This window comes from Nonomuraea bangladeshensis (assembly GCF_039529455.1).
Classification (GTDB): domain Bacteria; phylum Actinomycetota; class Actinomycetes; order Streptosporangiales; family Streptosporangiaceae; genus Nonomuraea; species Nonomuraea bangladeshensis.
On the sequence record NZ_BAAAMV010000001.1, the window covers coordinates 890,677 to 912,679 of the forward strand.

Consider the following 22,003-nt stretch of genomic DNA (forward strand, 5'->3'; position numbering starts at 1 on the left):
GTCAGGCCTCTTCCTCATCGAGCAGGGGGTTCTTCTCGCCCAGCGCCTTGCGCAGCTTCCCGCGAGCCCGGTTGAGCCGCGAGGACACCGTGCCGAAGGGCACGTCCAGGGCCTGCGCCACCTCGTCGTAACTCAACCCGGCGAGCGCCACCAGCAGCAGCACGTCCCGCTGGGCGGCGGGCAGGGCGGCGACGGCGCGAGCCAGCGTGCCCTTGACGTGCTGCGCGCTCACCTTGGCCGCCACCTCGTCCTCGTGGCCCCGGGGCGGCTCCGCCAGGGGGTTCAGCCGGTCCACGGCTCGCAGGAGGCGCACCTCGTCACGGCGGTGCCGGCTGACGATGTTGGTCGCGATGCCGTACAGCCAGGGGCGGGCGCTGCGGTGACCCAGGTCGAAGCGGCGGCGCCGGCGGAAGGCCAGGGCGAACGTCTCGGCGGCGACGTCGTCGGCCGCGTACGGGCCGAGCCGCCGGGAGGCGTACCGGTGGATCTCGGCGTAGTGGGCGTCGAAAACGGCGCCGAAACACTCGGGCTCGTCCCAGGACCGCTCGATCCACACGGCGTCGTCCTGCGACGGTGCATCCGGAGGAGCGGTCAGATAGGGCTCATGCATGCGAAAGCCTCGCGGTGGTGAGGACGTCGGTCACCTGTTGTTGTCCGAAGTCCACCGTCGCCTTCCCCCCCGGATTCCGCCGGGCCGAGGCTACCTGGGAGGTAATCGACGGCTTGACCTCCGGGGTGGGAGGGTCGGTGCATGAGCGAGAAGAGCACCCGTGAGGTCGTGGAAGAGCTGCTGACCAGGATGGCCGCGGGCGATCACGAGCGCGTCGCCGCGTTGTTCGCCGAGCCGGTCGACTGGCGGCTCGACTGGCCGGACGAGGGGCACCCGGCGGTGCCGTGGATCCGGCCCCGCCGGACCAGGGCGGATGTCGCGGACCACTTCCGGACCCTCGCGGCGTATCACGTGCCCGAGCTGAACGGCACGTCCGTGACCCAGGTCCTGGTGGACGGGAGGGACGCCGTCGTGTTCGGCGAGATCGTCCAGACGGTGCGGGGGGAAGGCGGGGCCGCGTACAGCTCGCCGTTCGCGTTGCGGCTGACGGTCGAGGGCGGATTCATCACCCGCTACCACATTTATGAGGACAGCCTGACGGTGGCGCGCGCCCTCAGCTCTCAGGGGTGAGGACGCGCGCCACGGTCGGCCGCGGAGATCAGAGGGTGAGGCCGGTGAGGACCATGACCTTCTCGTACGTGTAATCCTCCATCGCCGAGTGCAGCCCCTCGCGGCCGATCCCGGAGTCCTTGACGCCGCCGTACGGCATCTGGTCGGCCCGGTAGGAGGGCACGTCGCCGATGATGACGCCGCCCACCTCCAGCTCACGGTTCGCGCGGAAGGCGGCGTCGAGGGAGCGGGTGAAGACGCCGGCCTGCAGGCCGTACTTCGAGTCGTTGACCATCGCGTACGCCTCGTCGATCGAGGCGGCCGGCTGCAGGATCAGCACCGGGCCGAAGACCTCCTCGCAGGCGACCTTGGCGTCCTGCGGGACGTCGGCGAGCACGGTCGGCGCGATCGTGGCGCCGTCGCGGGTGCCGCCGGCCAGCAGGCGGGCGCCGCCGGCCACGGCCTCCTGGACCCACTGCTCGACCCGCTCGGCGGCGGCCTCCGACACGAGCGGCCCCACCTGGGTCTTCTCGTCGGCCGGGTCGCCGGTGACGAGGGCTTCGACGGCGGGCAGCAGGCGCTCGACGAAGGCGTCGTACACGGGCTGCTCGACGATCACCCGCTGGACGGCGATGCAGCTCTGCCCGGCCTGGTAGTTGGAGTAGAGGGCGACGCGCTGGGCGGCCCAGTCGAGGTCGGCGTCGGCGAGGACGACGGCCGCCGCGTTGCCGCCCAGCTCCAGCGTCACGTGCTTGCGCGGCACCTGGTCGGCGATGGCGTAGCCGACGGGCGCGGAGCCGGTGAACGACACGACCGGCAGGCGCGGGTCGTCGACGAGGGCGGCGGCGCGCTCGTTCGGCAGGGGCAGCACCGAGAAGATGCCCGCGGGCAGGTCGGTCTCGGCCAGGATCTCGCCGAGCACCAGCGCCGACAGCGGGGTGGCGGGCGCGGGCTTGACGATGACCGGCGCGCCGACGGCGAGGGCCGGGGCCACCTTGTGCGCGACGAGGTTCAGCGGGAAGTTGAACGGGGTGATCGCCAGCACGGGGCCCTTCGGCACCCGCGACACGTACGCCAGACGCCCGTTCGCGGCCGGCTCGGTGTCGAGCCGCTGGACCTCACCCGACCAGCGGCGGGTCTCCTCTGCGGCGAAGCGGAACGTGGCGACGGCCCGCGAGACCTCACCGCGCGCCCAGAGGATGGGCTTGCCGTTCTCGGCGGAGATGAGCCGGGCGATCTCGTCGGCCCGCTCGGCCAGCCGGCGCGAGACGTGGGCCAGGGCCTCGGCGCGCACGTGCACGGGGAGGGCGGCGGCCTCCTTCGCGACCGCGTGGGCGCCCGCGACGGCCTCCTCCACCTGGGCGTCGGTGGGCACGGAGTGCCGGCCGACCTCCCGGCCGTCGTGGGGGTTGGTGACAGTGAGCTCGGAGTCCCCGGTCGCCGGGCTGCCGTTCAGCCAGAAGCTACGCACGTCCATACGGAGACGTTATGTCACGCCCGGGACCGGGGAATTACACCACGTTGCACAAGAGCCTCGCGACCGCTCACCGTTAAGTACAAGCCCCTCTGTATACCCAGGATGTAACAGAAGTAGACCTAATTCGGGATGTTTACCGTGGGGAGGGGTTTGAGGGAACTCCGCCTTGGCTAAGTCATCGAGTGCGGGTCTCCAGCGCGGCGGGCCCCCGATCAGAAAGGCGTGGGCCCCGTGACCGAGCAGCGTGAGGTCACCAGGACGACGAAGTCCTCGGCCGCCGGGGAGGTGGTCTCATGACCTCGACGCCCATGGGGCTGCAGGGCGCCTATCTCCTGGGAGAGCGCGCCGGCCATGACGAACTGCGTTCCCGCCTGCTCGACGTGGCGGTCAACCTGCTGGAGACGGACGGGCCCGAGAGCCTGACGATGCGCCGCATCGCCGCCGAGGCGGGCTGCACGACGACGGTCATCTACACGATGTTCGGCAACCGGGAGGGCCTGGCGGAGGCGCTCTATCTGGAGGGGTTCGAGCGCTTCCGCCGTTTTCTCGAGTCGGTGCCGCAGCGGCGCGACCCGCTGGAGCACCTCAACGCCCTCGGGCCGGCCTACCGGGAGGCGTGCCTGGCCGAGCCTGGCTACTACAGCCTCATGTTCGAGCGGGCCATCCCCGGGTTCGAGCCGAGCGAGCGCGCCCGTACGCTGGCCCGGGCCGCGCTCAACATCCTCGACCGGGTGATCGCCGACTGCATCTCGGCCGGTTATCTCGCGCCGACCCAGCCGCGCAAGGTCGCCGACGCGCTGTGGGCCGCCGCCCAGGGGGCGATCAGCCTGGAGCGGGCCGGGCACCTGCGCGACGGCAGCACGTACGAGACCGTGACCACCGCCGTCGTCAGCTGCTACCGGTCGCGCAAGAAGTGACCGGGTAACGGCGGGCCGCCTCCAGGGCGAGCCACAGCTCCGCGCGCACTCCGGGATCGTCGAGGTCGCGGCCCAGCAGGTCGCCGACCCGGCGCATGCGGTAGCGCAGGGTGTGCCGGTGGATGCCGAGCCGCTGGGCGGCGGCGTCCCAGTGGCCGTTGCTCTCCAAATAAGCGCGCAGCGACTCGACCAGATCGGCGCGGGACCCGTACGCCGTCAGCGGCGCCAGCAGCGCGGTCGCGAACGCCTGGGCCGTGGCCTGGTCCAGCAGCCCCAGCAGACCCTGCCCGGCCAGCTCCCCGAACCGCACCACCCGAGGGCCGGTGGGGTGCTGGGCGGCGGCGAGGGCACGCCTGGCCTGGTCGAGGGCGGTGGTCAGGGACGCCGGGTCGTACGTGGCGGGCAGGCTGACTCCGACGGGCGCGTCCGCCTCCCCCGCCACCTCCTCCACCAGCGCCTCCGGCACGAGCGCGAACACCACGTCGCCGGCGTGGGGCTCGGGGGCCGCGAAGACCCGGGTCTCCAGCACGTCCAGGGCGTCGGCCCGCGCGGCGAGCACCGTGAGCGGCGGCTCGGGCAGCCGCCCGCCGAGCGCGGCCAGCACGTCACGCGCCTGCTGCCCGGCCCCGGACAGCAGCAGGTCCAGCGCCGCCGACCGGACGCGGCGCTCGGCCGCGGCCTGGGTGCGTCCCTGCTCCATGGCGAGCGTGAGGAGCGAGCCCGCGGCGTTGATCACCGTGTGGGTGACCGGCGAGAACGCCTCCCTGGCCCCCACGGCGAAGAACCCACGAGGCCGTGCGCCGCCCAGTGGCTGCACCACGATGTGCTCCCCCGGCCCGGACAGCGCCAGGCTGGCCGGCCACCGCCCCCGGCCGCCCTCCCCCGGCCGCTCCTCCCCCGCCGCGAAGGGCCTGGGGTGGCCGGTGAGGAGCCGGCCGAGCTCGGCCGTGACCCCCTCCGTACGGGCCCCGCGCGTGGCGTGGCGGACCGCGCCGGTCTCGTCGAGCAGCGCCGCCCATCCGCCGACCTCCTTGGCCAGCCGGTCGACGACCGCGTGCATGCCCTCGGGCCGCAGCGCCGCCCGGGTGAGCCGCCCCTGCGCGGCGAAGGCGCGGGTGATCTCCTCGTACTGCTCGGCGGCCAGCAGCTCGCTGACGGCCTTGCCGATGGCGATGAACGGCGTCTCGCGCGGCACCTCCAGCAGCGGCAGCCCCGCCCGCCCGGCCGCCTCGACGAGGGCGGGGGGCACCTCGGCGTGGGAGACCCCGACGCCGAAGCCGAGCCCGGCGACGCCCCGCGCCACGAGCCGCCCGACATATCCGGCCAGGTCGCCTTCCAGCCGCAGCCCGGTGGTGAGCAGCAGCTCGTCACCCTCCAGGTAGGGCGTGGGGTCGGCCAGCTCGCTCACCGCCACCCAGCGCACCACGGTGTCCGGCGGCAGCCCTCCGGCCAGCGGCCGCAGGCCCATCCGGCGCACGACGGTCTGCAGCGTAGGCGGCATACGGTTTTGTCCATTCCGGCGAAGACGAGCACCCCCAGTGTGCCATATCGACGTATCGGCCCAGGTAGAAGGCCACCGTAGCGTCGGAGACATGAGCATTCCGCAGGAGCGGCGCGTCGTCACCGCGATCCCCGGCCCCAAGTCCCAGGAGCTGCTGGCCCGCAAGCAGGCGGCCGTCCCGGCCGGCATCGGCACCACACTGCCGGTCTTCGTCACCCGCGCCGGCGGCGGCGTCGTGGAGGACGCCGACGGCAACTCGCTGATCGACTTCGGCTCCGGCATCGCCGTCACGAACGTCGGCAACGCCGCGCCCAAGGTCGTCGAGCGGGTCCAGAAGCAGGTCGCGGACTTCACCCACACCTGTTTCATGGTGACCCCGTACGAGTCGTACGTCCGGGTCTGCGAGAAGCTGAACGAGCTCACCCCGGGCGACCACGAGAAGCGCACCTTCCTCGTCAACTCGGGCGCCGAGGCCGTCGAGAACGCCGTGAAGGTCGCCAGGCACGCCACCGGCCGCCAGGCGGTCGTCGTCTTCGAGCACGGCTACCACGGCCGCACGCTGCTGACGATGACGCTGACCGCCAAGAACATGCCCTACAAGCACCGGTTCGGCCCGTTCGCGCCGGAGGTGTACCGGGTGCCGCTGGCGTACCCGTACCGGTGGCCGACCGGCCCGGACAACTGCGCCGAGGAGGCCGCCGCGCAGGCCATCGACGCCATCACCAAGCAGATCGGCGCCGAGAACGTGGCCGCCGTGGTGATCGAGCCGATCGCCGGCGAGGGCGGCTTCATCGTGCCGGCCAGGGGCTTCCTGCCGCGCATCGCGGAGTTCTGCAAGGACAACGGCATCGTGTTCGTGGCCGACGAGGTGCAGACCGGCTTCGCCCGCACCGGCACCCTGTTCGCCTGCGAGGACGAGGGCGTCGTCCCCGACATCATCGCCACCGCCAAGGGCATCGCGGGCGGCCTGCCGCTGGCCGCCGTGACCGGCCGCGCGGAGCTGATGGACGCGGTGCACGTCGGCGGGCTCGGCGGCACGTACGGCGGCAACCCCCTCGCCTGCGAGGCCGCCCTGGGCGTGCTGGAGACCATCGAGGAGGAGGACCTCGTCGCGAAGGCCCGCCGCATCGGCGAGATCATGCTCCCGCGCCTGGAGTCGATGAAGGAGCGCTTCGACGTGATCGGCGACGTGCGCGGCCGGGGCGCGATGATCGCGATCGAGCTGGTCGAGCCCGGCACCAAGGAGCCGAACCCCACCGCCGTCCAGGCGGTCGTCAAGCGCTGCCACGCCGAGGGCCTGCTGGTGCTGACCGCCGGCACGTACGGCAACGTCCTGCGCTTCCTGCCCCCGCTGGTCATGCCCGAGCACCTGCTCGAAGAGGGCCTGGGGATCCTTGAGAAAGCCATCGCCGAACTGTAGATACCAATCGATATCGGGCATCCAGCTTGTGGCTGGATGCCCGATTTTGTTGGTGTAAAGCCGGTCAGTTGGGTAGAGAATTCACCCTGACTTGACGCTCAGCTGGACGCTCATGGCCGCGGTCAGGGGTTATAACGGATCCGACGTACGGATGGGCGATGGCTGCTGGGAACGTGATGAACTGGGGTCCGACAAGAACGGCGCGGAGTATGTTGACGTTCGACCCTGAGGGCCTGAGCTGGGCTCAGCGCGAGGGTGACGTGTGCGTCGTCTGCCACAAGCGGTGGCCGCGGCCGCGCGTGCGCGTGGGCCGGCTGCCCGACGACTCGGCCGTGCTGGCCTGCGCCGACTGCGCCGAGGCCCTCATGCCCGCGCCCCTCGCCACCGTGGTGGCCTTCCCGTCCCGTTAAGTACCGCGCTCCGGCTCTATTTCGCCAGCTCGCGCCACCGCTCGGCCCAGGCGTCGTAGTCAGGGCACCCGCCCTCCCCCGCCCGGCAGTCCGCCGGCGGCCGCTCGGCGAAACGCACCCGCGACAGCCTCTTGGCGTCGCCCACCCCGTACATCTGGCAGACCTGCCTGGCCCGCCCCTTGCACGCCTTGTCGTTGGCGGGCGCGAGGCCCACCCACGCGGCCGCGTCGCGCTGCGCGTCCGGCGCGGCCATCCAGTTGAGCCAGCGGTAGGCGCAGGACGTGTCGGGGACGTTCGCGCCCAGCATCCAGGAGTCGACCCAGCCGGTCGTCTCGCCCGCCGGGACCGTCTTGACCTGCTTGCCGGCCTTCTGCAGCAGCAGCCGGTAGTAAGGGGTGGCCTGGGCGTAGTCGAGCTCGCCCGTGGCGAAGCCCTTGACCAGGTCGAGCGGGTTGGACCAGTAGGTGCGCGCCTTCGCCCCCTCCAGCAGCCCCATGGCCGTGTCGAGCTGCTCCTCGGTGAGCGCGTAGGGGTCGTCCTCGCCGGCCGCGAGCGCGGCGTCGGCGATCGTCATCGGGCTGTCGCGGAGCGCGGCGCGCTCGGAGGTGAACGCCTCCTTCAGCTCGCCCTTGACCCGCGCCGGGTCGTAGACGAACTCGTGGTAGCCCCACAGGTAGGGGACGCCGTAGACCTTGCCGGACACCGTCGTCATGTCGCGGAAGCGCTTGTCGAGGTCGCCGTAACTGCTGATCTTCGCCGGATCGACGGGCTGCACCTGCTTGGCCGCGACGAGGCCGGCGGCGAGCGCGGGGCCGGCCGAGACCAGGTCGTAGGACCTGGTCTGGAGCTGGCGCATCATGTCCTCGGCGGTCTGCACGGTGTCGAGCTTGGCGATCCGGCAGCCGGTCTCCTTCTCGAAGTCGCCCACCCAGTTGAAGCGGGGGCTGACGCCGCCGTACTCGGCGAAGCCCCGGTAGGTGAGGATCTGCAGCGTGCCGTCGCTCTGCGTGGCGGAAGCGGTGGGGGTGGGCGACGGGGAGGGGGTCGGGCTCGCCGCGCCCGTGCCGGACACCAGCGCCGCCGTGGCGAGCGCCAGCGCGTACGTACGTCGGCGATGCACGATGCCCCCCTCTTGCCCGGGTCCCCTCGCCCCGGTGCCAAGGAGCTTACCGGGACCCGGGCCGAGGGCTCACTTGTTGGTGGGGAAGCCCAGGTTCACGCCCCCGTGGGAGGGGTCGAGCCAGCGGGAGGTGACCACCTTGCCGCGGGTGTAGAAGTGCACGCCCTCGGTGCCGTGCACGTGCGTGTCGCCGAACAGCGACGCCTTCCAGCCGCCGAAGCTGTAGAAGGCCATCGGCACCGGGATCGGCACGTTGATGCCGACCATGCCGACCTCCACCTCGTTCTGGAAGCGCCGGGCGGCGCCGCCGTCGTTGGTGAAGATGGCCGTGCCGTTGCCGTACTCGCCGCCGTTGATGAGCTCCAGGCCCTCCTCGTACGAGCCCACCCGCACGATCGACAGCACCGGGCCGAAGATCTCCTCGGTGTGCGTGCGCGAGCCGGGCGGCACCCGGTCGAGGACCGTCGGCCCGAGCCAGAACCCCGGCGCGTCGGCCGCCGTGCCGCCGCCCAGGACCGCCGTGTGCCGGCCGTCCACGACCAGCTCCGCGCCCTCCTCGACGCCGAGGTCCAGGTAGGAGGCGACCTTGTCGCGGTGCTCGCGGGTGACCAGCGGGCCCATCTCGGACTTGGGGTCGTCGCCGGGGCCGAGGACGAGCCTGTCCACCCGTTCGGTGATCTTCTTGACCAGCTCGTCGCCGACCGGGTCCACGGCCAGCACGACGGAGATCGCCATGCACCGCTCACCCGCCGAGCCGAACCCGGCCGAGACCGCCGCGTCCGCCACCAGGTCGAGGTCGGCGTCGGGGAGCACCAGCATGTGGTTCTTGGCGCCGCCGAGCGCCTGCACCCGCTTGCCGTGGGCGGTGCCGGTCTCGTAGACGTAGCGGGCGATCGGAGTGGAGCCGACGAACGACACGGCGCGCACGTCGGGGTGCTCCAGCAGCCGGTCCACCGCCGTCTTGTCGCCCTGGACGACGCTGAACACGCCGTCGGGCAGCCCGGCCTCCTGCCACAGCCGCGCCATCAGCAGCGACGCCGACGGGTCCTTCTCCGACGGCTTCAGCACGAAGGCGTTGCCGCAGGCGATGGCCAGCGGGAACATCCACATCGGCACCATCGCGGGGAAGTTGAACGGGGTGATCCCCGCCACCACGCCGAGCGGCTGACGGATCGAGTAGGAGTCGACCCGGGTCGAGACGCCCTCGCTGAAGCCGCCCTTGAGCAGGTGCGGGATGCCGCAGGCGAACTCGACGACCTCCAGGCCGCGGGCCACCTCGCCGAGCGCGTCGGAGTGCACCTTGCCGTGCTCGGCGGAGATCAGCGCGGCCAGCTCGTCGCGGTGGGCGACCATCAGCTCGCGGAAGCGGAACAGCACCTGGGCGCGCTTGACCAGGGAGGCGTCCCGCCAGGCGGGGAAGGCCGCGACCGCCGCGGCGACCGCGGCGTCCACGTCGGCGACGTCCGCCAGCGCGACGTGGCCGGACACCTCGCCGGTGGCCGGGTCGAACAGCTCGGCCGTACGGCCCGAGCCGCCCTCGGCGGGAGCGCCGTTGATCCAGTGGGTGACCGACTTCACTGCTGCGCCGCCTCCGCGTCGATGGTCTCCAGGGCGCCGACGATGATGCCGAGGCCCTCGACCGCCTCCTCCACCGTGAGGGTGAGCGGCGGGGCCATCCGGATGGCGGTGCCGTAGAGGCCGCCCTTGCCCGCCAGCAGGCCCGCCCTCTTGGTCTCCTCCATGAAGCGGGCCGCCTGGGCGGGGCTCTCCAGCTCGACGGCGAACATCAGGCCCTTGCCGCGTACGTCCTTGACGACCGACAGCCGCTTGGCGGCCTCCTTGAGCCCGTCGATGATGATGGCCCCCGTACGCGCCGCGTTGGCCTGGAGGTCGTGGTCGAGCACGTAGTCGAGGGTGGCGTTGGCGGCGGCCATGGAGATCGGGTTGCCGCCGAAGGTCGACAGGCCCACGGCGTGCGGGCCGTCCATGAGGTCGCCCCTGGCCACGAGACCGCCCACGGCGAAGCCGTTGCCGAGACCCTTCGCGAAAGTGATCACGTCGGGCGTGACGCCGTGGTCCTGGATGCCGAAGAACGCGCTGCCGGTGCGGCCCCAGCCGGTCTGCACCTCGTCGGAGATGAACAGGATGCCCTGCTCGTCCAGCACCTCCTTGTACGCCGCGAACAGCCCGTCGGGCGCCATGGTGAACCCGCCCACGCCCTGGATCGGCTCGGCGATGAGCGCCGCCACGTCGTTGGAGACGGCCGTGGCGAGGACGTGGCGCAGGTCGTCCACGCACGCGGCGATGTAGTCGGCGTCCGACAGGCCCTTGAACTGCGTCAGGTGCCGGTCGGCGCCGTGCAGGAAGTGCACGTTGAGCGGGGAGAGGGAGTTGTTCTTCCAGGACCGGTTGGAGGTGACGCTGACCGCGCCGAAGCTGCGGCCGTGGTAGCTCTGCCGCATGGCGAGCACCTGGTCGCTCTTGCGCGCGTACGTGGCCAGCAGCAGCGCCGTCTCGTTGGCCTCGGTGCCGGAGTTGGTGAAGAAGACCTTGGCGTCGGGGATGCCGGACAGCCGCGCGATCTTCTCGGCCAGCTCGACCTGACCGCGGAGCAGGTAGACCGTGCTGGTGTGCACGACGCCGGTGGCGAGCTGACGCTCGACGGCCTCGCGCACCTCGGGCACGTCGTAGCCGATCATGTTGGTCAGGATGCCGGCGAAGAAGTCGAGGTAGCTCTTGCCGTCGGCGTCGACGACCCGGTTGCCCTTGCCGCTGACGATCTCGATGGGCTCGTTGTAGTTGAGCGCCAGCCAGTTCGGCATCACTGCCCGATGGCGCGCTAGTAGCTCCGACATGCTATCGAGTATCCCGTCCCGCTCCCCGTCCTCATACGTGCAATGTGTCGGCTTACCGGAAAATCGGGTTACGAGCTGTAAACCGGCTCCTGCTCGGCGGCGGGCTTCGGCGGGCGCAGCACCGACACGGCGAGCAGGGCCGCCGCCACACAGAAGGCCGCGCCCACCCACGAGCCGAGATGCATGGCGGAGGTGAAGGCCGCGTTCGCGGGCTCGGCCAGGCCGGCGAGGTGCGCCCCGCCGATCGACTCCCTGGCCGCCTCCGGCAGACCGGCGGGCATCCCGGCCGTGTAGCGCCCGGCCAGCACGCTGCCGAGGACCGCGATGCTGAGCGCCACGCCGACCTGCTGGACGGTGTCGTTGAGCGCCGACCCGACGCCCGCGTGCTCGACGGGGATCGCGTTCATCAGCGAGGCGTACGCCGACGGCCCGGCCAGCCCGCCGCCGACGCCCATGACAACCAGCCCGGCGAGCAGCCCGCCGTAACCGGTGGTCAGGGCCATGACGACGAAGCCGCCGGCCATGAGCGCCAGTCCGGCGCCGACCAGCACCCGGTTGCTCACCCGCTGCCCGAGCCCCGCGCCCACGCCGTTGAAGACGGCGGCGGCCACGGCGTACGGCAGCATGGCGAGCCCGGCCTGGATCTCGGAGTAGCCCAGCACGAACTGCAGGTACTGGGTGAGCATCAGCATCACCGCGCCCGCGCCGAACGACATCAGCAGGATCGAGAACGACGCGCCGCCGAAGTTGCGGTCGGCGAACAGGTGCAGCGGCAGCATCGGCTGGTCCTGCCGGCGCTCCCACACCACGAAGGCGGCCAGCGCGAGCACCGCCACCGCGATGACGGGGATGTTCCACTCGCGCTCGATGATCACGTAGACGGCGGCGGTGAGGCCAGCGCTGGACAGCACGACGCCCACGGGGTCGATCCGCCGGCTCTCGCTGCGGCTCTCGGGCATGAGCACGAGGGCGGCGACGACGGCGACGGCCGCGATCGGCACGTTCAGCAGGAAGATCGAGCCCCACCAGTAGTGCGCGAGCAGGAAGCCGCCGAGGGTCGGGCCCGACACCAGGCCGACCAGCGCCACGGCGCTCCAGGCGGCCATCGCCTTGCGCCGCTCGTCCTCGTCGAAGACGGTCAGCAGGATCGACAGCGTGGACGGCATGACGAGCGAGCCGCCGACGCCCATGAGCGCCCGCGCGGCGATGAGCTGCCAGGGCTCCGTCACCAGCACGGCCAGCAGCGAGGCGCCGCCGAAGAAGACCAGGCCGATGATGAGCAGGCGGCGGCGGCCGTACCGGTCGGACAGGGCTCCCGAGGTGAGCAGGAGGCCCGCGTAGGCCAGCACGTACGCGTCGATGATCCATTGGATGTCCGACGGAGTGGCGCCCATCTCCTTGTTGAGCGAGGGGATCGCCAGGTTCAGCACGGTGTTGTCGACGACCAGGACCAGCAGGGCCAGGCACAGGACGACGAGAATCCACCAGCGACGAGGGTCTCGTACAGTGTTCGAGGTCACTCGCACACTGTAGGGCAGTCCTCGAACACTGTGCGAGTGGATTTATCCTGGAGCCATGAGCAGGCAGTTCACCTCCGTCTGGACCCGCGAGCCGCGCAGCAAGCCCGCCGGCCCCGGACGCAGCCGCGAGGAGATCGTCAGGGCTGCCGTGGAGCTGCTCGACGCCGAAGGGCTCAAGGGGCTCAGCATGCGCAAGCTCGGCGCGAAGCTGATGTCCGGCGCCACCAGCATCTACTGGTACGTCGCCACCAAGGACGACCTGCTGGAGCTGGCCTACGACGAGGTGTGGGCCGAGATCACCGTCCCCGACCCCGACGAGGCGCACTGGCGCGAGGTCGCCTCCGTCCTGGCCCACAGCATGCGGCAGGCGATGCTCAACCATCCCTGGTCGGCCGACCTCCTCGGCCGCCTGCCCGCGCTCGGCCCGCACGCCATCGGCGTCAGCGAGCGCATGCGGCGCACGTTCCGGCTGGCCGGGTTCGCCGGCGCCGACATCGACTTCGCCGGCGCCACGCTCACCGCCTACATCTTCGGCATGACCATCCCGGAGATCGCCTGGGACACGGCGGTGGAGGGCACCTGGGACACCACCGCGGCGCGGGCCGCGCTCGCGAAGGTCGCGGCCGGGCACCCCGAGCTCATGAAGGGGATCGAGACCGCCGCCCCCGAGGACCCGCGGGTCATGCGCGCGATGGCCTTCGACTTCGGCCTGGTGTCGGTGCTCGACGGCCTTGAGCGACGGCTGCCGGCGTAGCAGGATCCCGGACATGAGCGATTTCCGCGCCGCCCGCGACCTCCTGCTGAACGCCGACCCCGCCACCGCCCGCCGCGACTTCCGCTGGCCGGAGCTGACGGAGTTCAACTGGGCGCTCGACTGGTTCGACGGGGTGCTCGCCGCCGAGACCCCCGACGCCGTGGCGCTCAAGATAGTCGGCGACCATCCGGCCCGCTACACCTTCGCCGAGCTGTCGGCCCGCTCCGGCCAGGTCGCGACCTGGCTGCGCCGCCAGGGCGTGCGCCGCGGCGACCGCGTCCTGCTCATGCTGGGCAACCAGCCCGAGCTGTGGGAGGCGCTGCTGGCCGCGATGAAGCTGGGCGCCGTCGTCATCCCCGCCACCACGCTGCTCACGGCCAAGGACGTCGCCGAGCGGGTCGAGCGCGGGGGCGTCGCGCACGTGATCGCGGGCGCCGAGGACGCCGGGAAGTTCGGGCCGGGCGAGTTCACCAGGATCGCCGTCGGCGACGCCTACAACTGGCTGCCCTTCCACGAGGCGTACGACACCCCGCCCGGCTTCGAGCCCGACGGGCCCACCAGGGCCGGCGACCCGCTGCTGCTCTACTTCACCTCCGGCACCACCTCCCAGCCGAAGCTGGTCGAGCACACCCACGCCTCCTACCCGGCGGGCCACCTGTCCACGATGCACTGGATCGGCGTCCGCCCCGGCGAGGTGCATCTCAACGTCTCCTCGCCCGGCTGGGCCAAGCACGCCTGGAGCAACGTCTTCGCGCCGTGGAACGCCGGCGCGACCGTGCTGGTCCACGACTACCGCCGCTTCTCCGCCCCGGCGCTGCTCGAAGTGCTGCGGGACGAGCGCGTGAGCACGTTCTGCGCCCCGCCGACCGTCTGGCGGATGCTCATCCAGGAGGACCTCGCCGCCTGGAAGCTGCCGCTGCGCGCCGCCGTGGCCGCCGGCGAGCCGCTCAACCCGGAGATCATCGACCAGGTGCGCAAGGCGTGGGGCATCACCATCCGCGACGGCTACGGCCAGACCGAGACCACCGCGCAGATCGGCAACCCGCCCGGCGAGCCGGTCAAGCCGGGCTCGATGGGCCGGCCGCTGCCCGGCTACGCGATCGTGCTGCTCGACCCGCACACCGGCGAGGAGGGCGACGACGGCGAGATCTGCCTCCCCCTCGACGGCCGCCGGCCGATGGGCCTCATGGCCGGCTACGTGGGCGGCCCCTTGGACGGCTCGACCGAGGCGATGCGCGACGGCTACTACCACACGGGCGACGTCGCCACCCGCGACGCCGACGGCTACATCACGTACGTCGGCCGCACCGACGACGTCTTCAAGGCCTCCGACTACCGCATCTCGCCGTTCGAGCTGGAGAGCGTGCTGCTGGAGCACGAGGGGGTGGCCGAGGCCGCCGTGGTGCCCGCCCCCGACCCGGTGCGCCTGGCGGTGCCCAAGGCGTACGTCACGCCGGCCCCCGGGTTCGAGCCGGGCGAGGAGCTGGCGCGGTCGATCTTCGAGCACTGCCGGCGGGGGCTGGCCCCGTACAAACGGGTGCGGCGGCTGGAGTTCGGCGAGCTGCCCAAGACCATCTCCGGCAAGATCCGCCGGGTCGAGCTCCGGGTGCGCGAGCCCCGCGGGGAATACCGCGAGGACGACCTCGGCTCCTGACAGAGCGTAAAGTGACGCATTCCCGTTCTTACAGATCGATCGGCTAGGCTCTGCCCCGTGCTCCCCACCATCGCCGACGTCCTCGAACTCGAAACCGTGCGCCGGGGTGGCCCGCGCGTGGTCGCGGGCGCCGACCGGCTGGACACGCGGGTGCGGTGGGTGCACGTCGGCGAGATCGCCGAGATCGCCGGACTGCTGCGCGGCGGCGAGCTGGTGCTGACCACCGGCGTGGCGCTGCCCGACGACCCCGACAAACTGGCCGACTACATCGGCGCGCTGGCCGACGTCGGCGCCTCCGGGCTGGTCGTGGAGCTCGGCCGCCGGTTCGTCCGCGAGCTGCCGCGGGCGGTGCTCAAGGCCGCCGAGGAGCACGGGCTGCCGGTCATCGTGCTGACCAGGGAGACCCCGTTCGTCCAGATCACCGAGTCGGTGCACGCCCGGATCATCGACATCCAGCTCGAAGAGCTGCGGGCCTCCGAGCAGCTCCACGAGGTCTTCACCGAGCTGTCGGTCGAGGGCGCCTCGCCGACGGAGGTCCTCGCCCAGGTGGCCAGGCTGGCCGGCCGCCCGGTGCTGCTGGAGAACCTCGCCCACCAGGTGCTGGCCTGCGAGTCCGCCGGGCGTGACGCGGGCATCCTGCTGGCCGGCTGGGAGACCCGGTCGCGGGCGGTGGCGCCGCCCGGGCGCACGGCCTACGACCCGGCCTCCGGCTGGCTCGTCACCACCGTCGGGGCGCGCGGCCAGGACTGGGGCCGGCTCATCCTCGTCTGCGACGCCCCGCCGTCGCCGCGCGACCTGGTGCTGGCCGAACGCGCCGCCACCACGCTCGCCCTCGGTCGCCTGCTCGAACGCCACCAGGAGTCGCTGGAGCGCCAGGCCCACGGCACGATCATCACCGGCATCCTCACCCACGCCTACGCCGACCCCGACGAGGCCGCCGCCCGCGCCCGGGCCGTCGGCGTGCCGCTGACCGGGCGCAAGCTGGTCAGCGTCGTCATCAGGCCGACCGACCCGGCCGACCAGGCGCTCGACGGCCAGGCCCAGCTCGGCGAGCTGGCCGAGGCCACCGCCGGGGCCTGCAGGGACGCCCGGCTGCCCGCCCTCGTCGGCGCGCTGGACCAGGAGCGGGTGGGCGTCCTGCTGCCGCTGCCGCCGCGCACCCAGGCCGAGGCCGCGCTGACCACCCTCGCCGACCGGCTGCGCATGCTGTGGCCGCCCGGGGCGGCGTTCGTGCTCGCCGCCGGGTCCGTGGTGGAGTCCATCCGCGACGTACGCCGCAGCTTCCTGGAGGCCGAGCAGGTCGCCGACGTGGCCGTACGCCAGCCGGACGGCCGCGCCTTCTACCGCCTGCCCGACCTGCGCCTGCGCGGGCTGCTCCACCTGCTGCGCGACGACGCGCGGCTGCAGACGTTTGCCGAACGGGAGCTGGGGCCGCTGCTCGCGCACGACGCCCAGCGCGGCGGCGACCTCACCCGCATCCTGCGCGTCTACCTCGACTCGGGGCGCAACAAGGCGGTCGCCGCGCAGAAGGCGCACCTGTCCAGGCCCGCCTTCTACGACCGGCTGCGCCGGCTCGAACGCATCCTCGACACCGACCTCGACGACGTCGAGTCGTGCCTGTCGCTGCACGTCGCGATTCTCGCCCTGGAGTCCTTCCGCCGCGACAGCCGCGCCTGAAGGCCCGTCTCAGCACCCGTGTCAGCACGGCGACGGCCCCGTGTCAGCGCGCCCCGCGATGGTGAATGCCAAGAACACGGCAAGAACCTGAAGGAGCGCACATCATGTCCCTCACCCTCACCGGCCAGGACCGTCCCGAGCTGCGGCAGGCCATCCAGGAGATCGCCGACTCCGGCTTCGTCGGGTTGCAGCTGCGCGTGCACGACGCGCGGGGCGAGTGGACCGGCAGCGCCGGCGTACGCAAGCTGGGCGAGAGCGAGAAGCCGCCGACGGACGGGCGCTTCCGCATCGGCAGCGCCACCAAGCCCTTCGTGGCTGCCACGGTGCTGGGGCTGGTGGCCGAGGGCAGGATCGGGCTGGACGCCCCCGCCGGCGACCACCTGCCCGAGTTCGGTCTGGACCGGCGGATCACGGCGCGAATGCTGCTGCAGCACACCAGCGGCGTGTTCAACTTCACCGGCGAGTACTACGACGACGGCACCTTCGCGCCGGGCATCCCCTGGTCGGGCCGGGAGTGGGTGGACAACCGCCTCAAGACCTACCAGCCGGAAGAGCTCGTACGGCTGGCGCTGTCCAAGCCGGCCCGCTTCGAGCCGGGCGCGGACTGGAGCTACTCCAACACCAACTACGTGCTGGCCAGGTTGCTGATCGAGAAGGTCACCGGCCGCTCGTTCGCCGAGGAGTTGCAGCGGCTGATCCTCGGGCCGCTCGGCATGACGGAGACCGTGGCGCCGGGCACCGCCACGGAGATCCCCGGGCCGCACTCCCACAGCTACTACCGTTACGAGGACGCGGGCCAGGAGAAGACGGTCGACGTCACCCGCCAGAACCCCTCCTGGATCTCCGCCGGCGGAGACATGATCTCCACCACCCGGGACCTGCACACGTTCTTCTCCGCGCTGATGGGCGGCAGGCTCCTCCCGGCCCCGCTCCTGGCCGAGATGCGCCGGCCGGACCCGAAGATCGGCTACGGCCTGGGGGTGTTCGCGCAGGAGACGGAGTGCGGCGGCACGATCTTCCACCACAACGGCGGCATGGCGGGCTCGGCGGCGCTCATGTACAGCACGCCCGACGGCGGCACGACCATGACCGCCGGGCTGACCTACGTGGACGACGCCGCGCTGTCGCTGTCGGAGACGTTCCAGAAGGCGACGCAGCGGCTCGTCGCCGAGGTGTTCTGCGGGCGGACCGGCGCGGCCGACGACGCCGAGCCGGTCCGGTAGCAGCGGCCGGGCTCTTCAGAAGCCCATCGCGCCGCGTACCTCGCGCAGGGTGTCCGCGGCGCGCTCGCGGGCCCGCGCGTTGCCCTCCTCCAGCACCCTCCGCGCCCCGGCGGCCGAGAGCTCGCGCCGCCGGGCCCGGATCGGCCGCAGGAAGTCGTTGACCGCGTCGGTGGTCAGGCGCTTGAGCGCGAGGCCGCCGCCGTCGCCGATCTCGTCGGCCAGCTCCCGCGGCTTGCGGCCGAGGCAGAGGCCCGCCAGCGTGAGCAGGTTCGCCACCTCGGGGCGGCGCTCCTCGTCGAAGGTGATCAGCCGGTCGGCGTCGGTACGGGCCTTCCTGATGAGCGCGGCCGTCTCGTCCTCGGTGGCCTTCAGCGCGATCGCGTTGCCGCGGCTCTTGCTCATCTTGCCGCCGTCCAGGCCCTTGAGCAGGGAACGCTCGCCCATGACGGCCTCGGGCAGCGGGAACACCTCGCCGTAACGCTCGTTGAACCGGCGCGCGATCAGCCGCGTCACCTCCACGTGCGGCAGCTGGTCCCGTCCGACGGGCACCAGCGTGCCCTTGCAGAACAGGATGTCGGCCGCCTGGTGCACCGGATAGGTGAACATCAGCCCGCTCACGGCCGCCTGCGAGCTGTGCGCGATCTCGTCCTTCACCGTGGGGTTGCGGCTCAGCTCCGACACCGACACCAGGCTCAGGAACGGCAGCATCAGCTGGTTGAGCTCGGGCACCGCGCTGTGCTGGAAGATCGTCACCTTGGCCGGGTCGAGCCCCACGGCCAGGTAGTCGAGCAGCAGGTCGGTGATGTTCGCCTGGATCTCGCCGGGCTTGTCGCGGTCGGTGATGACCTGGTAGTCGGCGATCAGGACGTACATGGGGTGCTCGTCCTGCATCCGCACCCGGTTGGCCAGCGAGCCGAAGTAGTGGCCGAGATGCAGCGGCCCGGTCGGGCGGTCGCCGGTGAGCACGACGTGGTCCATCGGGGTCTCCTCCTTGGTCGATGCCGTCCCAGGAGGACCCCGGCGCATGGTCGGCGGGCCGTCCGGAGACGGCCCTCTGCATGCGGTGTCAGCGGCCGTCCGTCGGCCGCCACCACAGGCAGATGCGCTTCATACCGAAATTGTAACCAAGGTGGCTGTCTCTTTCGTAATCCCTGCGGCCAATTCGCGTGTTCGCCTGTCCTGCGAACCTTGATCTCGTCAGTATGGTGCGGTCCCTTTTCGTGCCCTCTGGAGAGTTAATGTCTCGACGCACCCTCGCCGGCGGCCTGGCCATAGCCGCGGCGATCACCGTCACCACGCTGCCCGCCGCCTCGGTCGCGGCGGAACAGGCGGCGGTGGCCTTCCCGTCGGCCAGGTTCCCGCTGGGAGCCAAGTCCGTGCCGACCAAGGCGATGACCGCCGTCGCGCCGGGCATCGACCTGTACGACGTCAAAGCCGGCAGCGCGACCGACGGCTACACGCTCACCCTCCTGATGCCGAGCGGCCGCGACTACGGCGCCCGGCCGACCGCCGAAGCCGTCGCCGCCGAGGTCGAGGCCGCCGGCCAGACCCCGAGCGTGCAGGAGGTGATCCGGCCGAGCGTCGCCGACGCCCCCTCGCAGACCGTCTACATGGTCCGGGTCGGCCTGTGGTCGCTCAAGGACAAGAAGAAGGCCGAGGAGGCGGCCAAGACGCTCAAGGAAGCGGGCCTGAAGGTCAAGGTCGACTACCTCGGCGACGACGGGCTGCAGACCACCGGCCCCTGGGACGTCAAGGTCGTCATGATCGACGCGAAGGCGTTCCGCGGCTCGTACGCGGCCTCGCTCGGCGCGAGCGTCGCCAAGCGCGAGACGGTCTCCGCGATGGCCAAGGCCGCGGGCGCGATCGTCGGCGTCAACGGCGGCTTCTTCAACATCCACACCGCCAGGAACCTGCGCGGCGAGCCCGTCGGCGCGTCCGTGGTCGGCGGCAAGCTGCTCAGCGAGGCCGTGCCCGGCCGCACCGCGGTCGTCCTCCAGGGTCGCTCCGTCAGGATCACCGAGCTCGCCACCACCGTCACCGTGATCTCCCAGGACGGCGAGAAGGCCCAGGCCAACGGCGTGAACCGGGCCGCCGCCGTGGACGAGCTCATCCTCTATACCGAGGAGTACGGCGCCAAGACCCCCACCGGCGGCACCGACGCCGTCCTCGACGTCAACGGGAAGGTGCTGGGCCTGCGCGCCTCCGGCGCCGCCATCGCCAAGGGCACCCGGGTGCTGCACGGCAACGGCGTCTCGGCCGACTGGCTCAACCAGCACGCCTGGCAGGACTGGACCGTACGCGTCGACACCAGGGTCGTGGACCTGCGTACCAGGAAGGCGCTCAAGCTCACCCCCGACCTGCACGTCATCGCGGGCAACGTCAACCTGGTCCGCAACGGCCAGGTCCAGATCACCGCCAAGCGGGACGGCCACGACTCGATCAACATGATCCTGCGCCGCCACCCGCGCACCCTGCTCGGCGTCACCAAGAACGGCAGCCTCATCCTCGCCACCATCGACGGCCGCCAGCCGGGCGTCACCGTGGGCGCGAACTTCCACGAGGCCGCCCAGCTCATGCGCTGGCTCGGCGCCCGCCAGGCGGTCAACCTCGACGGCGGCGGCTCGACGGCCATGGTGGTGAAGAACAAGCTGGTCAACCGGCCCTCGGACGGCGTGGAACGCGGCGTCGGCGACTCCCTGCTCGTCCTCCCCCAGTAGCACCAGCCGCTGAAGCGCTCAGCCGGCACCAGCCCGCTGAAGCGCTCAGCCAGCACCAGATCGCTGAAGCGCTCAGCCACCGGGCATCTTGCGCCGGGCCACCCGCTCACCGGGACGGCCCGGCGCAAGGCCCGCCCCCACCCGGCCCGGCCTTCCTCCCGCACCCATGAGCTCATAGCCTCGGCCACATGAGCGATCATGCCTTCGTCCCCGACGACTTCGCCGTCCCCTCGCACCTGGTCACCCCGCGGTTCCGGCTGGAACCCCTGGGCCCGCAGCACAACGCCGCCGATCACGCCGCCTGGACCGGCAGCATCGCGCACATCCGCGCCACTCCGGGCTTCCACGACCGAGAATGGCCTCCCGTGAACGGCATGACCCTGGAGGCGAACCTCGCCGACCTGGAACGCCACGCCGACGACTTCGCCCGGCGCCGCGGATTCACCTACACCGTCCTCGACCCGGCCACCGGCGACGCGATCGGATGCGTCTACATCTACCCCACCCGCCGCGACGACCACGACGCCAAGGTGTCCTCCTGGATTCGCGCCGACCGAGCCGAACTGGACCTGCCCCTGTACGAGGCCGTGACGGCCTGGCTCTCCACGCACTGGCCCTTCCAGTCGATCACCTATCACCCGCGCTGAGCCCCGCGCCGTCGCCCCTCGCCTCGCCTTGCCCCCGCAGGCGACGCCACTCATCGTGCTCGTGCGGTGCGACCCAACCCCCTGCACGAGGACCCCGCTCTGCGTGACCTCTGTTCGGCCGCACTCACCCGGTCACCCGGGCACTGCACGATCCAGAGATCCGCGACGCGTTCGACTACGTGACGGTGAAGCCGCTGCACCTCCGCCTGGTGATGACGGAGCAGACGGCCGAGGTCTTCGCGGCCGTGCCGGCCCCGGTCCAGGAGCCACGGACGGAAGCCTCTCCTCCCCGGCGCCCCGCATCGATGTCGCCGCGCCCCCTCATCCTGACGGGACTCGGACTGCTCGTCCTCGGCGTGGCGACGGCGGACTGGCGTGCGCCCATGGTGCTCGTCCCCACGGTGCCCTTGTACGCGATCCTGGCGCGTGCGCACGTCTGGGCGAGAACCCTCGACCGGCTGCGGTCCTTCCCGTACTCCCCCGCCCAGGTACAGCTCGTGCGCGGTCGATCTGCTCCACTCCCAGACCCATCGCCGTGCTGACCGCACACCTCGCGAGCTCGCGCACAGCCTGCTGAACCGCCTCTTGGACGGGCCCGCTCTCGAGTTCGCCGCCGCCTACTCCTACTTCTGCACGACCCTGAAGAGGTCTTCACCGGCGAGCTGCCCGGGTTACGCAGAGCTGAGACCTTCGACGACCTCGCTGCCGCCCGCCACGCTTTCGCCATCGACACCCGCCTCGCCTGGCGGGCGATCTCTGCACCCCGGCGAGCCTGCGCTCTCAAGCCGCACGATCTGCCCGCCTGAGCCCCGAAGCCGCAGCCAGAAATGCAGAAGGGCCCCGACTGAACCAGTCGGGGCCCTCCATAAAGATTGTCCGGCGGTGACCTACTCTCCCACACCCTCCCGAGTGCAGTACCATCGGCGCAGAGAAGCTTAACTTCCGGGTTCGG

18 protein-coding genes and 1 rRNA gene are annotated in these 22,003 nt (G+C 71.8%); 10 read left to right on the forward strand and 9 right to left on the reverse strand.

Features of this window, described 5'->3' with window-relative positions; translation table 11 throughout:
• Position 1 precedes the first annotated feature (1 nt).
• The gene (locus ABD292_RS03950; protein ID WP_344205251.1) at positions 2-610 is read right to left on the reverse strand and encodes an RNA polymerase sigma factor; all 609 of its coding nucleotides are present in this window, start codon (positions 608-610) and stop codon (positions 2-4) included.
• 141 nt (positions 611-751) lie between these two features.
• On the opposite strand from ABD292_RS03950, the gene ABD292_RS03955 reads away from it, so the two are divergent.
• The gene (locus ABD292_RS03955; protein ID WP_344205252.1) at positions 752-1,180 is read left to right on the forward strand and encodes a nuclear transport factor 2 family protein; all 429 of its coding nucleotides are present in this window, start codon (positions 752-754) and stop codon (positions 1,178-1,180) included.
• A 28-nt stretch (positions 1,181-1,208) separates the two neighbouring features.
• On the opposite strand, the gene ABD292_RS03960 is transcribed toward ABD292_RS03955, so the two are convergent.
• The gene (locus tag ABD292_RS03960; RefSeq protein ID WP_344205253.1) at positions 1,209-2,636 is read right to left on the reverse strand and encodes an aldehyde dehydrogenase family protein; all 1,428 of its coding nucleotides are present in this window, start codon (positions 2,634-2,636) and stop codon (positions 1,209-1,211) included.
• A 293-nt stretch (positions 2,637-2,929) separates the two neighbouring features.
• Between ABD292_RS03960 and ABD292_RS03965 the strand changes: the two genes are divergently transcribed.
• Positions 2,930-3,553 carry a TetR/AcrR family transcriptional regulator gene (locus tag ABD292_RS03965; protein WP_344205254.1) on the forward strand — a complete coding sequence of 208 codons (624 nt, stop codon included), beginning with the start codon at positions 2,930-2,932 and terminating at the stop codon, positions 3,551-3,553.
• On the opposite strand, the gene ABD292_RS03970 is transcribed toward ABD292_RS03965, so the two are convergent.
• On the reverse strand, positions 3,525-5,054 hold the full coding sequence (locus ABD292_RS03970) for a PucR family transcriptional regulator (protein ID WP_344205256.1): 1,530 nt from the start codon (positions 5,052-5,054) through the stop codon (positions 3,525-3,527). The genes ABD292_RS03965 and ABD292_RS03970 overlap by 29 nt on opposite strands.
• A 91-nt stretch (positions 5,055-5,145) precedes the next feature.
• Between ABD292_RS03970 and gabT the strand changes: the two genes are divergently transcribed.
• Together gabT and ABD292_RS03980 are read left to right on the forward strand one after the other, a co-directional pair.
• Entirely contained in the window at positions 5,146-6,474 is a 1,329-nt protein-coding gene (gabT, locus tag ABD292_RS03975; RefSeq protein WP_344205257.1) for a 4-aminobutyrate--2-oxoglutarate transaminase, read from the forward strand.
• Positions 6,475-6,683: 209 nt separating this feature from the next.
• Positions 6,684-6,884: a hypothetical protein gene (locus tag ABD292_RS03980; RefSeq protein ID WP_344205259.1), complete on the forward strand. Its 201-nt coding sequence runs from the start codon at positions 6,684-6,686 to the stop codon at positions 6,882-6,884.
• Between the two features lie 16 nt (positions 6,885-6,900).
• Here ABD292_RS03980 and ABD292_RS03985 read toward each other — a convergent pair whose 3' ends face one another.
• The 4 genes from ABD292_RS03985 to ABD292_RS04000 all read right to left on the reverse strand — a co-directional run bounded on the left by ABD292_RS03985 (position 6,901) and on the right by ABD292_RS04000 (position 12,379).
• Entirely contained in the window at positions 6,901-8,004 is a 1,104-nt protein-coding gene (locus ABD292_RS03985) for an extracellular solute-binding protein (RefSeq protein WP_344205261.1), read from the reverse strand.
• A 69-nt stretch (positions 8,005-8,073) separates the two neighbouring features.
• On the reverse strand, positions 8,074-9,582 hold the full coding sequence (locus ABD292_RS03990; protein WP_344205262.1) for a CoA-acylating methylmalonate-semialdehyde dehydrogenase: 1,509 nt from the start codon (positions 9,580-9,582) through the stop codon (positions 8,074-8,076).
• On the reverse strand, positions 9,579-10,859 hold the full coding sequence (locus ABD292_RS03995; RefSeq protein WP_344205264.1) for an aspartate aminotransferase family protein: 1,281 nt from the start codon (positions 10,857-10,859) through the stop codon (positions 9,579-9,581). Before ABD292_RS03995 ends, ABD292_RS03990 begins: the two co-directional genes overlap by 4 nt.
• 68 nt (positions 10,860-10,927) lie before the next feature.
• Positions 10,928-12,379, reverse strand: coding sequence for an MFS transporter (locus tag ABD292_RS04000; protein ID WP_344205265.1), 1,452 nt, complete (start codon positions 12,377-12,379; stop codon positions 10,928-10,930).
• 55 nt (positions 12,380-12,434) lie between these two features.
• On the opposite strand from ABD292_RS04000, the gene ABD292_RS04005 reads away from it, so the two are divergent.
• The 4 genes from ABD292_RS04005 (at position 12,435) to ABD292_RS04020 (ending at position 17,687) form a co-directional block, all read left to right on the forward strand.
• A complete protein-coding gene (locus tag ABD292_RS04005) occupies positions 12,435-13,133 on the forward strand; it encodes a TetR/AcrR family transcriptional regulator (RefSeq protein ID WP_344205266.1) in 699 nt (232 codons plus the stop codon).
• 13 nt (positions 13,134-13,146) lie between these two features.
• Complete coding sequence (locus ABD292_RS04010) at positions 13,147-14,787, forward strand: AMP-binding protein (protein ID WP_344205268.1); 1,641 nt, start codon at positions 13,147-13,149, stop codon at positions 14,785-14,787.
• Positions 14,788-14,844: 57 nt separating this feature from the next.
• A complete protein-coding gene (locus ABD292_RS04015; RefSeq protein ID WP_344205269.1) occupies positions 14,845-16,464 on the forward strand; it encodes a PucR family transcriptional regulator in 1,620 nt (539 codons plus the stop codon).
• 104 nt (positions 16,465-16,568) lie between these two features.
• Positions 16,569-17,687, forward strand: coding sequence for a serine hydrolase domain-containing protein (locus ABD292_RS04020; protein ID WP_344205270.1), 1,119 nt, complete (start codon positions 16,569-16,571; stop codon positions 17,685-17,687).
• A gap of 15 nt (positions 17,688-17,702) precedes the next feature.
• Here the strand turns inward: ABD292_RS04020 and trpS are convergent, their stop codons facing one another.
• A complete protein-coding gene (gene trpS, locus ABD292_RS04025; protein ID WP_344205271.1) occupies positions 17,703-18,665 on the reverse strand; it encodes a tryptophan--tRNA ligase in 963 nt (320 codons plus the stop codon).
• A 260-nt stretch (positions 18,666-18,925) separates the two neighbouring features.
• On the opposite strand from trpS, the gene ABD292_RS04030 reads away from it, so the two are divergent.
• On the forward strand, positions 18,926-20,404 hold the full coding sequence (locus ABD292_RS04030; protein ID WP_344205273.1) for a phosphodiester glycosidase family protein: 1,479 nt from the start codon (positions 18,926-18,928) through the stop codon (positions 20,402-20,404).
• 188 nt (positions 20,405-20,592) lie between these two features.
• Positions 20,593-21,051 (forward strand): GNAT family N-acetyltransferase, encoded by a 459-nt coding sequence (locus tag ABD292_RS04035; RefSeq protein WP_344205275.1) that lies wholly within the window; start codon positions 20,593-20,595, stop codon positions 21,049-21,051.
• A gap of 874 nt (positions 21,052-21,925) precedes the next feature.
• Here the strand turns inward: ABD292_RS04035 and rrf are convergent.
• Positions 21,926-22,003, reverse strand: a 5S ribosomal RNA gene (gene rrf, locus ABD292_RS04040); the annotation flags it as partial.